Annotated in this window: 10 protein-coding genes and 1 pseudogene; 7 read left to right on the forward strand and 4 right to left on the reverse strand. The window is 43.6% G+C overall.

From position 1 onward, the window contains the following. Positions 1-104: 104 nt before the first annotated feature. Positions 105-761, reverse strand: a complete 657-nt coding sequence (locus ACZ5A8_RS14395) for a DUF2284 domain-containing protein (protein ID WP_464529870.1) — start codon at positions 759-761, stop codon at positions 105-107. Between the two features lie 234 nt (positions 762-995). Here ACZ5A8_RS14395 and ACZ5A8_RS14400 point away from each other — a divergent pair, with 234 nt between their 5' ends. After that, on the forward strand, positions 996-1,448 hold the full coding sequence (locus ACZ5A8_RS14400; RefSeq protein ID WP_464529871.1) for a universal stress protein: 453 nt from the start codon (positions 996-998) through the stop codon (positions 1,446-1,448). 395 nt (positions 1,449-1,843) lie between these two features. Here ACZ5A8_RS14400 and ACZ5A8_RS14405 read toward each other — a convergent pair whose 3' ends face one another. Further along, positions 1,844-3,328, reverse strand: coding sequence for a 4Fe-4S binding protein (locus tag ACZ5A8_RS14405; RefSeq protein WP_464529873.1), 1,485 nt, complete (start codon positions 3,326-3,328; stop codon positions 1,844-1,846). After that, entirely contained in the window at positions 3,325-5,706 is a 2,382-nt protein-coding gene (hdrA2, locus tag ACZ5A8_RS14410; protein ID WP_464529875.1) for a CoB-CoM heterodisulfide reductase HdrA2, read from the reverse strand. Before hdrA2 ends, ACZ5A8_RS14405 begins: the two co-directional genes overlap by 4 nt. A gap of 1,025 nt (positions 5,707-6,731) precedes the next feature. On the opposite strand from hdrA2, the gene ACZ5A8_RS14415 reads away from it, so the two are divergent. The 6 genes and pseudogenes from ACZ5A8_RS14415 to ACZ5A8_RS14440 all read left to right on the forward strand — a co-directional run bounded on the left by ACZ5A8_RS14415 (position 6,732) and on the right by ACZ5A8_RS14440 (position 11,709). Further along, positions 6,732-7,013: a ferredoxin-thioredoxin reductase catalytic domain-containing protein gene (locus tag ACZ5A8_RS14415; RefSeq protein ID WP_464529876.1), complete on the forward strand. Its 282-nt coding sequence runs from the start codon at positions 6,732-6,734 to the stop codon at positions 7,011-7,013. Positions 7,014-7,551: 538 nt separating this feature from the next. After that, on the forward strand, positions 7,552-8,016 hold the full coding sequence (locus tag ACZ5A8_RS14420) for a (Fe-S)-binding protein (RefSeq protein ID WP_229390642.1): 465 nt from the start codon (positions 7,552-7,554) through the stop codon (positions 8,014-8,016). A gap of 9 nt (positions 8,017-8,025) precedes the next feature. After that, the gene (locus ACZ5A8_RS14425; protein ID WP_464529878.1) at positions 8,026-9,270 is read left to right on the forward strand and encodes a formylmethanofuran dehydrogenase subunit B; all 1,245 of its coding nucleotides are present in this window, start codon (positions 8,026-8,028) and stop codon (positions 9,268-9,270) included. Next, positions 9,270-9,668 carry a molybdopterin dinucleotide binding domain-containing protein gene (locus tag ACZ5A8_RS14430; RefSeq protein WP_464529879.1) on the forward strand — a complete coding sequence of 133 codons (399 nt, stop codon included), beginning with the start codon at positions 9,270-9,272 and terminating at the stop codon, positions 9,666-9,668. Before ACZ5A8_RS14425 ends, ACZ5A8_RS14430 begins: the two co-directional genes overlap by 1 nt. Positions 9,669-9,875: 207 nt before the next feature. Further along, complete coding sequence (locus ACZ5A8_RS14435) at positions 9,876-10,130, forward strand: hypothetical protein (RefSeq protein WP_464529881.1); 255 nt, start codon at positions 9,876-9,878, stop codon at positions 10,128-10,130. A gap of 335 nt (positions 10,131-10,465) precedes the next feature. Further along, positions 10,466-11,709, forward strand: a pseudogene (locus ACZ5A8_RS14440) (IS110 family RNA-guided transposase). 338 nt (positions 11,710-12,047) lie between these two features. Here ACZ5A8_RS14440 and ACZ5A8_RS14445 read toward each other — a convergent pair. Then, a complete protein-coding gene (locus tag ACZ5A8_RS14445) occupies positions 12,048-12,698 on the reverse strand; it encodes a class I SAM-dependent methyltransferase (RefSeq protein ID WP_464529882.1) in 651 nt (216 codons plus the stop codon). Positions 12,699-12,816: the final 118 nt, after the last annotated feature.

A 12,816-nucleotide genomic window follows, 5' to 3' on the forward strand; every position in this document is an offset into this window, starting at 1 on the left:
TCAAGCAAGGAACAATAAGTAGGGAATAGTAAACAGGTAAACAGGATATCCTCAAATCCTTTTTGGAAGTATTATTTCATGACCTGTCTTGCGCTTCTTGCCCTTCAGTCCAACAAAATCAACGTATATGGCACAGGTGCCAAATCATCCATCGGAAACTTCTGAAGCTGGCTGCCTATTTTTTCCAGTGTTTTGTCCATCCTTACGCCAAGCCCCATAAGGCATGGCCTGCGAAGGGTAGGGTGATGGCAGGGTCCGCTTGCGCCCGCACAGTTTACGCCGGAATAGTCCTTTGTTGCACACCAGGTACACATTCCGGGAAAAGTGGCAAGGGCGGTGTTATAGCCGAGGGTCCAGGCAAGTTTTTCGAGTTCAAGGACTCCGGGCTGGATTGTTTCCTTGCGGTCTTTCATTATTGTTTTTAGATTATCATAGAACTGTTGTTTTACAGTTTCGTCTTCAGGAGGGGAGGTGCTGAATTTTACGAAATTTTCGCTAACTTCCTTTGTAAATACATTTTCAGACTTCCATTCTACGAGCAGGGCCCAATCGTAATCAGCAAGCATTTTCCGGAATTCGTCTACTGTGGGGACAAAAGGAGGACAGACCCGGCTACCGTAGCCGTTACAGCCGAATATGCACTTTAATATTGTCCGGTCTTCGACCACGATATTTTCTGCGGGAAAGAGCCTGATACTTTTTGCACCAAGTTCTTTTGCCTTCTCCTCAAGGCGTCTGTAATTTTCGTCGTTTATTTTCATATATCATCATATAAGCCGGGGTAAGATAATAATATGCTGCATTGGGATGACCTTTGTCCATTTCTCTGACCTTTCACTCCAAAAAACGAAGCTGTTCCTGATCTTTCTTCCAAAAGAAATCGAAATCATCCTTGAAATTTTCACTTCCAGAACCGATATTTCCTGACTTTTCATTACTCTGGATCCGATTACATTATATTTCTTGCAGGTGCATAAAGTAATTGAGGATTCTGTGTGGGAACTGTCAGCTTTAAGAAAATAATGGTTGCAACAGACGGCTCAATCTGCTCGAGACTTGCTGCAAATAACGGGATAGAACTTGCCCGTTTAAGTGGAGGGACGGTTTACGCAATCTATGTGGTATCTACGGACTACTTTTCTTCAATGGCAGTAGATATGGACTGGGAAAGGATGCGCGAAGCTTTGAGAAAAGAAGGGAATCAGGCTGTAAATTACATAAAAGGGGTGGGTGAGCTGGAAGGAGTAGTTGTAGAGCCTGTCCTGCTTGAAGGGCATCCTGCGAATGAGCTTGTCCGGTACGCCGAAGAGGAAAAGATGGATATCATTGTCATGGGAACTCTTGGAAAGACAGGACTTGATAGACTGCTTTTAGGCAGTGTTGCGGAAAATGTGGTCAGGAACTCAAAGGTACCTGTTATGGTTATAGAAGGAAAATGCAGATCCTGAGCTGGAACCTGAATATCTATAAATGAATACCGGGTGACTGCTCTCTTCATTAAAATGAGGGGCATCTATCGGTTTTACGAACAGACTGCAATCCCAGTCTGAGAATGTTAATAGAAGCATTAAGATCACGGTTGATAGATAGACCGCAGACAGGTCCTTTTCGCTCCGCTCAAGAGGACTAATTTATGGATTCTAAATTACAATATCTCCGACCCTTATAACATTATTAGCTATATCGGTTCGTCCTCGTAGTTCTTTTTTGAGATGCCCGCCAGACAAGCTGACGGGGTCGCTTATATAATATGTGGATTTAAAAGCGGGGTCCGGTTAAGAAAGTATTTTCTCAGCCGGTAGAATTGTTTTGAACCTGACCTGTTCCTGATTCCATTCAATTTTCAGCTTTCAATTTTCTTTTTCACGGCTGCGGCAGCGTTTTCCGGCGAGTCGGTTTCCCAGAGCTTCCTGATCTTTGCACTTTTAAGAGCAGGCATGAGAGAATCGATTTTTGCCTGCACGGCTGCAAGTATCTCTTCATCGGCACATGGGGGCTCTATACCCATGAATTTCTGGGCTTTGAGGGTTTCCGTCTCTCTGAAGACAGCGCGGTCAACTCCTTTTCGGACACCGGTTTTCAGGGACTCGATTGCGTCCTTCCACTGGGTAGCCCAGGGGGTATCCGGAATTTCTGTATGGTGGACATCAGTTCTTTCTACTTTTATAGCTCCAAGGTGGCAGGCTTTCACACAGGCACCGCAGTACATGCAGAAGTCTTCGACAAAAGCGATCTTTCGCGGGTCTTCGGAGTCTGTCGGCACGTACCAGAGTTCCGAAGGGCAGACATTGAAGCAGCCGCGGCAGCCCTGGGGGTCGCATTCTTTCAGGTTGACATCAATAAGGCTCAGTTTCCCTTCCATGGGCTTTTGCAGGTCAACAGCTTCGTAGGGACAAACAGCCTGGCAGCGGGCACACTGCGTGCATTTGAGCTCATCGACCCTTACTTTGCCTTCCACTTTCGGAGCTTCGCACGGGCGCTCTCCTTTAACCTTTATTGCTTCTTCAGGGCAGATGTCCTGGCAGAGTACACAGTAGTCACATTTGTCCGTATCAACAAGGATTTGCTCAAAAGGCACAGGGTTCTCAGGGGTAGGTTCGCGTTCAAGCAGGATAAACGCGTCACAAAACCGGGCGCAGATCCCACAGAAGTTGCATTTTTCAGTATCGATTTCGATTTCACCTTCCACGCCTTCCTTAAAGGGAGCAATCTCCTCTTTTTTCGGGAAGGTGAACTCAACTTCTATTGCGTCCTGCGGGCAAGCTCCCTCACAGAGGGCACAGGGAAGGCATTTTTCGTTTATATTTACATACGTATCATATTTTGGGTACTGCTTTTCGTCAGGAACCTCGCCCACGGCCTCAAAAGAGATGGCGTGCACAGGGCAGAGGTTTGAGCACATCCTGCAGAAGGTACACTTCTCAAGATCCATCATCACAGGAGGGGCATCAAGCCCGGTTGCAATCTCATGCATGGGTCCTAGTTCTAGGGCTTTTGTGGGGCAAATTTCCACGCAGATCCCGCAGCCGTTGCAGCGCTTGTAATCGTAATCCAGGGTCTTCAGAGACTTTTCGGTTGCCTGTGTATAGAGAAAATGGGTTCCCTGCAGGTCCATGCTGGTTGTAACCGTGATTTTTTCCTGGTTTTCACCCTCTCCACTTTCAGACTCTGCTTCTGCCGGTTCCTCAAACTCGAACTCTTCATATTCAAGTTCTCCTGCTTTGTTTTCTCCTTTTTCGGGCTCTTCATTTTCTCTGGCTCCGCAGCAGCACTCGCCACATACGTGAGTTTCCTGTTCTGAACACTCTTCGGGATATTTCTCGCTCACTGTGCCACCTCCTCGAGTCCGGTTCCGGCACATCCCTGCTTGAACTCGGTTCCTATAGGCCCTATTTCTTCGAGTTCCTTTACAAACTCGGTAATAGTGTTCGAGAAACGTTCTCCTTCGGCAGCCGAGATCCAGAGAGTCCTGAGCCTTTTCGGGTTAAGCCCTATATCCTTTATGATTTCTTTTAAGACATCCATGCGCTTATTCGCATCAAAGTTTCCGTGAATATAGTGGCATTCATCCATCCTGCAGCCTGCAACAAGCACACCGTCAGCTCCGCCTTTTAAGGCTTCAAGCACGAATTCCGGGTTTACCCTTGCAGAGCACATGGTACGGATGACCCTGATGTTTGTCGGGTAATGTATCCTTGACATCCCTGTCAGGTCTGCACAGGCATAACTGCACCAGTTGCAGAGGAAAGCCACAATAAAGGGGCTCTGGGACTTATGGGCTGTCGCAGCTCTGACCTGCGCAAGGACCTGCTCGTTTTCAAAGTTCCGCATCTGGATTGCACCAACAGGGCATGCTGCACTGCAATCCCCGCAGCCGTAACAGGAAACCTCGTCTACAACCGCTTTTTTGTCAACAATGCTTATCTTTCCGAACTTGCAGACTTCCACACATGTCTTGCAGCCTATGCATTTTTCTGTATCAACATGGGCGCCCATGGGGTCGGCTTCAAGTTCTCCCGTCCCGAGGAGCTGCATAACTTTGGCTGCACAGGCACTGCCCTGGGCTATAGAGACCTGGATTTCTTTGGGACCCGAGGCGCAGCCTGCAAGGAAAACCCCGCTTACCGGCGCATCGACAGGGCGCATTTTCGGGTGGGCACTTGCAAAGAAGCGGTCCGGACGCCGAGAAAGGTTAAGCATCCTGCCTATCCCCTCTGCAGCCTTGCTGGGCTCGTAGCCTGTGGAAAGCACAACAAGGTCATGAGCTTCTTCTTCAACACTGGACTCAAGAGTATTTTCGTAACGGACAACAGGCCTTCCGTCTTCGCCGGCATAGACCTCGGCAACTTTTCCGCGGATGAAGTCAACGCCCATCCCCTGCGTCCTTGCGTAATATTCTTCGTACATCTCCCCTGCAGCCCGGATATCTATATAGTGAATTGTAATATCGGTATCAGGATAGCGTTCCTTGACCATCTGGGAATTTTTAAGGGCTGCCATGCAGCAGACCCTTGAACAGTGTTCGTTGCCTACGGTTTTGTCCCGTGACCCGACACACTGGATAAATGCAACACTCTTTGGGGGCTCGCCTGTGGAAGGTACAAGGACTCTTCCACCTGTGGGTCCTGCTGAGTTCAGCATCCGTTCAAGCTGCATATTCGTTATGACATCAGGGTATTTTCCAAACCCGTACTCCTTTTTCCTGGAAGCGTCAAAGAGCTGGTAGCCGGTTGAAACGATCACGGCTCCTGCTTCTAATTCAATTTCTTCAGGCTTCTGTTCGTAGTCTACAGCTTCTGCAGGACATGCCTGCTGGCAGAGCCCGCAGCCCACGCAGTGATCAGGGTCAATGAGTACTACCTGCGGGACGGACTGGGGAATTGGCATATAGATAGCCCGGCTCTTTCCAATCCCATAATTCATGGGGTTATCGATTTCTACGGGGCAGACCCCGGCACAGAGATCAACACAGCCTTTACATTTGTCTTCAATAATGAATCTTGGTTTGCGTTTGACTTTAACATGGAATTTTCCGACCGATCCGGAGATATCGGTAACCTCGGAATATGTATAAAGAGTAATGTTCGGGTGGTTCTGGACTTCCGTCATTTTAGGGGCAAGCACACAGATAGAGCAGTCATTTGTTGGAAATACCTCATTCATGAGGGCCATTTTGCCCCCGATTGTAGACTCCCTTTCCACCATTGTCACGGGAAAACCGGATTCTGCAAGGTTTAAGGCTGCTTCGATTCCTGCAACCCCTCCACCTATGATAAGGACGTTTCTGCTGGCTTTTGAGCTTGTTGCACTCAGTTCCTTGAGGAATCTGGCTTTTGCAACCCCCATCCGGATCAGGTCAAAAGCTTTCTGGGTCGCCATCTGCGGATCATCCGCATGCACCCAGGAGCACTGCTCCCTTATGTTTACCATTTCCATAAGGTAAGGGTTGAGGTCGGCTTTTTCCATGACGTGCCTGAAGGTTTTTTCGTGAAGCCTCGGGGAACAGGCAGCTACTACGACCCTATCGATTTTGTTGTCCTTTATATCCTTGATGATGCCTTCCTGTCCGGAATCGGAACATAGAAACTGTACTTCCCGGGCAAGCACCACATCTTCCAGTTCACTCGCCATTTCCTCAAGAGCTGAAACGTCAATTACTCCCGCAATATTCAGCCCGCAATGGCAAATGTAGACTCCGATTCGCATGCTTGTTGACTCCTTATATCTATGAATATCTTTAGAGGTTGAATTCTAATATGTCTGTTGATATATTAAAATATATAATTTATAAGTTAAAATCTCAGGATCATGATGCTGGAATACTTTTCTGCACAATATTCAGGCCCATGCAGAAAAAGTAAGGTTCTGTATATCCCTGGTTCAGTAAATTTTTGCACGGATCCGGGAAGGCTTTTCTTTAACCTTTCTGGGCACCTGTGGACTTTGTGTTTTATAAATCTCAATATAAATTTTCCCTCAAACAGGATAAAAATGTAGTCGTTTTGTACAAAACCAAAACCTTTATTTTGTAAAAGTTTTCTTAGCCTTTACCTGCAACTTTATAATAAATAATTCATAAGCAGTAGCCATTTTAGTATTTTTCTTCCATAGATTTCTGAGTTACCTTCCTTCAACATTATTGCAGGCAAGAGCAGAAATATTCAAAGTAGTTGCAATCTCTTATCATACGGTAATTCTGGTCCTGCTTCCGGATAAGCAGAATCGTTTTACACTATATCATTTAATACTGTATGATGAGCTATTTAACCTGTGTACAATCTGTTTGATTCTTTATTTTGAATATATATTTATAAGAGTATTTGTATATTATGTTTAATATTTATATTACTATATAATATTTATATATATATATCAACTTTCGGATTCCTGTTAGAGCCTATGTTTAAGCTCCCGGGAAAGAATCTGATTAATTTAATCAGGTAAGCTCAGACTGGCTGACCGAGGATTATGATGCTCACCAATTGATTTATAGTTTGAGAACTTAATTCGTAATCGATCAGTCAATGCCGAATTGTTATTCAATAATTCATTATGTATGCGGGAATTTCCTGTGAGCAGGAGCCTAAATTAGTTCTTAAGGAAGCTTAAAAAGTTACATACTATGGAATTGTTCACGCACAGGAATGTTCCAGACTTCCTAATAATATTTCGCATATAGCATTCTCACGAATAATAAGTATCACTCTTTACAAAACAGGAGGGAGCTCTACATGAGTGGACATGATGAAGTAAAAGATAAGATGTATGAATGGACAGAAAAATACGCAAGCAAAGCAGGCTACAGACTTAATCCGGATAAAGAAGCTCTTGATTATGTTCTTGATGGGCTTGCTTCAAGAGTTGAAAGATTCGGGAGGCGTTATTGTCCTTGCAGGATAGTAACCGGGGACGAGAATGAGGACAAAAAGATAGTTTGTCCCTGTATTTATCATAAGGATGAAATTGAAAAAGACGGAAACTGTCACTGTGAGCTTTTCTTTAAGCCTTCCTGATCTGACTTTGTCCTGCCAGATCTGCCCCGACAAGGGGTTACGAATATTATTGACGAAGGCGGGAGGGGACAATCTATATAAATACTTTTTGTCCGCTTCCATCCACTCCAATCTTTTCACTCAAATTAAAATGTTTATCTCTCAGCCTGTAGAGGCAAAGATCTTAAGACGAAACCTTATTTAGAGCTGAAATCTCTGGGAGCTGCCTTATTTGAGAACTTAAAACCTCTAAAGGCTGTTCACACTGTAATTTAAAATTAACATTGAGAATTAAAAAGCAATAGTTTAAGGTAGATTACATTCATCTCTTTAAATGAATCTATTTACATTATATTTCATACCCTTAGACACACGATATTTCAATGCTCTTAGACACTCAATATTCTCTGACAGCGTTTCCTTCAAACTGGATATTCTTCAATAAGATATTTTCGGTTTAAAAGATCTGGTCTGTACAGACACTACTGACCTGATATGGTATTAACCTGCCATCTCTTTAACTAACTCTAGGATAAATTTGACTCAAGGGTGACCTAGTATGACAAATGCAATGGAACTCTATCAGATGCTTCCAAAGACTAACTGCAAAAAATGTGGAAAAACCTCCTGTATGGCGTTTGCAGTTGCCCTTATGGCTCGCGAGCTGACAGCTGAAGACTGCCCGCCCCTGAAAGAGGAATCTAAATACAAAGAAAGCTACGAAAAGATCAGCGGTCTCTTCAAACAGTCGGAAGGGGCGACCGAAACCGGACTTATAGTACATGAAGACCTCTGTTTTGGCTGCGGAAACTGTGTGGTTGCCTGCCCTCCTAATGTAGCAAACGATCCCTATGGAGTAGGCTCGGGAAATGCCCCCACGAATGTTAATAAGCTGGTCCTGGTCATAGAAGACGGAATTGTCAAAGCCCAGAACCTGGGGGAGTGCCGCAGATTCGGGAAGAACAAGATCCTCTGCAATGGCTGTATAGTAACCTGCCCTGTAGAGGCAATCGAGTTTGTGTGAGGCGAGAGGATGGAGAAAAATTATTACGTATGCACAGGCTGTGGGATGCTCTGCGACGATATCGAGGTCGAGTTTGAAAAGAACATCGTAAACAAGGTCTATACCGCCTGCAGGGTGGGGGTAGCCCACATGAAAGAAGGCAAGGAAAGTGCGGCTTTCAGGATCGACAATAAGCCTGTAGATGAAGCAACTGCAATCAGTGAGGCTGCAGCTATCCTGAAGAATGCAAAAAACCCCTTGATTTTCGGGCTTGGGACTTCTACCAATGAAACCCAGAAACTGGCAATCGAGCTTGCAAAAAAAGCCAGTGCAACTCTAGATGACACTTCTTCATTTTGCCTGGGGCGTGTGGTTGAAGCTCTCCTTCATAATAGGTTTAAGGTTTGCACTCTTGACGATGTAAGGAATAAAGCCGATGTTACTATTTTCTGGGGGGCAGACCCCTCGGACTCTCACCCGCGCCATCTTTCGAAACACTCCTACTTCCCCAGGGGAACTGAAAAACAACGGGGCTGGGAAGAAGAGAGGACTGCAATTGCGATAGATGTCCGGAAGTCCCACACCGCAAAGATCTGTGGGAATCATTTCTTCCAGATCCCGCCAGGGGGAGATGCCGAGTTTATCGATGCCCTGATCGCAGCGCTTGCCGGAAAGCTCCCGAAAACATCCTACAACTTTCCCCCTAAAAGAATTCTTGAACTGGCAAATATCCTTAAAGGGGCAAAATTCGGCGTAGTTTTTGTAGGGCTTGGCCTGATCTACTCCCTGGAAAACATTGAACCTCTTGTCCGGCTCATGGACGCCCTGAACGGAAAAGCAAATTTCCACATGATACCAATGGTAGGGCATTACAACATGCGGGGCTTTAATGAAACCCTTTTTGAGGAAACAGGGTATGTGAACAGTGTAAAGTTTAAGGATGGTACTGTGAAGCACGGGCCCGAATATTCAATTGTCGAATCTCTTAAAGCAAAAACTGTAGATGCAGCCCTTATCATAGGTTCTGATCCGCTTTCAAGCCTCCCCAGGTCTGTTTCAAAGAACCTGCTTGAAATTCCCGTCATCTCGATGGACCCCTGCGAAACCCTGACTTCCAGAAACGCAAAAGTCTATATTAACACTGCAATCAGTGGGGTAGAGTCAGGAGGGAGTGCCACGCGTATGGACGGGGTAAAGGTAAACTTTAAGCCTGTTGTTAAGACAACCCGCCTTTCGGATGAAGCAGTTCTCAAAAAGATAATGGAGGCTCTCTGATGGACTTCGGATCTTTTCTTAAAGCCCCTGAAATAAAGATAAAAGTTGTAACATACAGGGATATCTTTCAGGACAAGGCAATGATTGAAAACCGTTTTGGGGAAGAATACAGGGACCGCTCTGCAGTCATAAAACTGGACACTGCCGACTTCAAGCAGTTGAGCGTGAAAAAAGGCGACACAGTAACCCTGAAAAACTCTTTCGGAACCGTTGTGGTCAAAGCTGAAGAATCCGGATACGAGACCCCTCATAGGGGCATTGCGTATATGCCTAACAGTGCATGGTCCAACATGCTGGTCTCGGATGAAACCGGCGGTACAGGAGTCCCGAAATTCAAAGATATCTCCGTGACCGTTATCAGCGCTAAAGGACAAAAAGTAACTGAACTCGATCTTTAACTATCCAAGTTTTAATTGCCTTTTGACAGGCTCATAATAAATTTTAAAGACAGTTTAAAAAAAGCCTGAAAAAAAGCCTGAAAAACAAAAAATTTCTTTTTTTCTATGATTATTTTTCTATGATTATTTTTTCTTCTTTCTAATATTTTCTTTAACAAAAAACCGGATGAGAATGTGGCTGATTCACTCCTGAAATTTACCCGAATCTTGGAAAAAGATTTCGCTTTTTACCGTTTTGACGGCTTTGAAAACGTAAAATCTAGATGGGAACTGCCCTGCGAATACCTGTCAGGTTCTCATTTTGCAGCCTGGAACGGAATTTTGCTGTACTCTAACGGGAATGCTATAAAATATCTGTCTCCAGGCAGTGTTATCCCGGAAAATGAGTACGTGGAACTGATAAACATTATTGAGCTCGGGAAGAAAAGGCTAAGCGAAATACAGGCTAAAATGGATATTTGACATATTTCGCCAAAATTCAGACCCATAAAACGTCATTCACTGTAATAAACAGTTTTTTCACGCTCTATGAAGGAGAGCAGTCTTTCCCAAAAAACGCACATGATATTCTTCGAATAACATGCCCAAAAAGATGAAAGTCCTTTATACCTACCTTTTTTGTTTATTAACTCCATCATTACCTTAGGACAGTAAGGTTGTCTTTTCTTTGGTTGTGCGAAACCGTCAAAAAACTAATCAGCGAATTGCCATCGAAGGCCCAGATGTGACTTTGATCACGGATGCCAAATTGCCTTTGAGGCAATTCCACTGTCCTAGAAATGATGGAGTAATGTAAATTGGAAGGAGAAATAAACAAATCTTGTGGTTTAGACATTCACAAACGTTTTGTCATTGCTACTATTCTCAGCAGATCCGGTGAAAAACAGCTACAACATTTTGATAGAGATGATGATGGAATTTTAAACCTTAAAAATTGGGTAACATCAGAAAAATGTGATGTTGTTGCCCGTGAATCAACAAGTGATTTCTGGGTTCCGATTTACGAGGCATTGATAGATCATTTGCCTATTATAGTTGGAAATGCGCGAGATATGAAAGCATTTACACATAAAAAGACAGATAAGATAGATTCGGGAGTCATTGCACAACTTGCATTGAATAAAATGATTCAACCATCAAGAGTTTTTCCTAAAAGGCACAGGGAATTCAGGTCGTATGTCAGGCTCAGGTTAACTCTTGTAAGAAAAAGGACAGATATAAAAAATGAAGCTCATGCTATTCTTTCTTCTGAAATGTTACATCTAGGTGATGTGCTAACAGACATTTTCGGAAAAAAAATGGAAGAGCAATTCTATCAGGAATTTCTTCAGGAAAAATATTGATCAGATTATAGAATCACTTTCTCCAAATGTTCAGAAGAAAGCTGGTCAGATAAGAGAGATTCTGGACAGAAAAATCTCTCAGAGTGCTGCAATAAGGCTTCAGATGTGCCTGAACATTATAAAACATCTGGATGAAGAAATCGAAATTCTGGAGGGAGAAATTTTCAATTACGTTTATAGAAATCATAAACATGAAATGGAAATTTAAATGTCAGTTCCTGGGATTGGAGAACTGAGTGCGGCAACTCTAACTGCTGAAATAGGAAACTTCAAAGACTTTTCTTCAGGGGATAAACTTGCTTCCTGGCTTGGGATAGTTCCGAATGTGTATCAATCTGCAGATAAGTACCATAATGGAAGAATTACAAAGAGAGGATCAAAAGTAGCAAGGTGGATTCTGACACAGATTGCTCAGGCAGCAGCAAGAAAGAAAATAACAAGTTAAAAGAGTTTTTTAACAGAATAAAGAAGTCGATTGGATATGCAAAGGCGATTATTGCCCTTGCAAGAAAAATTGCAACTATAATATGGCATCTTATCATAAATGATGAAATGTACGAAAATGAAACAGGGTATGAAAAGGGAGAAGTTCAAAAGAGAAAGATTGTTGAGGCTGAATATTTTCGGTTGATGAGCGGATAACAATAATTAGTGGAATATTCGCAATTATGGGAAAAGAAGACAGAGAGAGTACGTGAGGAAGATATCCTCATGTACTTTCATGCCAAAGAAAAAAAATAAATGCCATAAAGTAAAAACGACTGAGGATACCTGCAATAAACTAACAGATATAAGTGACCGGGGAACCGAATAAGAAATCAACAAAAATCAAGAAGAAGCTGACAAGTAAATTTATTGATTTTTACTGCTTTTTCCAGCTTCACTTTCTTCTTTTTAATCCTTTCTTTTCTTTGACGGACCACCAGACAAGATTGCGGGTGCATCCTGTAATAGATGAATTAAAACAAGCTCCGAGTTTAAGTGAAGATTTTCTCGGGCCAGGCAGAGTAGTCGTTAAATTATTTAACTGGGTCGGTTATTCAACTGGTTTTCTGGCTGAGATCACAGCAAAACTTCCTGTTCCTGACCCCTTTTGTGGAAGTTCTGTATGCTCTATTTTCTCAGGCTGCATATACAGTGTCTGACAGACTTTAATTTCTTCGAATCCGAGATCTATAAGCCAGCCTGATACTTCAGCAGTTGAAAGAAATCGTGCCTCATAAGAAAACTTGCCTTCTTTTTTCCCTGACTCATAAAAATCTCCGTGAAGACTATTTCTGTCAAGTATCCCTGTGATAATTTTCCCACCCGGCTTAAGGACTACTGAAACTTCACGGAGAGCCTGTGCCGGGTCCGTGAAAAGAGAAAGTGCAGCTACAATCAAAATAAGATCAAAACTCTGTTTTTTGAAGGGCAGATACTCGGCAACTCCAAGCACCGTTTGAATTCCTCGTTTTTCTGCAATCCCTGCCATTGCCCTTGCAGGTTCAAGTCCGTACCTGAAACCGAGAGGAGCTGCAAATCTGCCTGTTCCAGCTCCTATTTCAAGGGTTTTAAGGTTTCCCGGATTATTCGGGAGGAATGTTCTCAGGGCAAGAAGTTCGGATTCGTATGCAGGTTTATATTTCTCATACCAGGCATCGTATTCTTCTGCATACTTTTCAAAGGCCTCCCAGGGTTTTATCAAGGTCCCTCCATATGAAGAATCAACTTTTGGATGCTTGCTTCCTTCATGATGTTTGCTTCCTTCGTGATGTTTGTTTCCTTCGTGATGTTTGCTTCTTCTTATGAGGAGGTTATTTCCC

The organism is Methanosarcina subterranea (assembly GCF_055385895.1).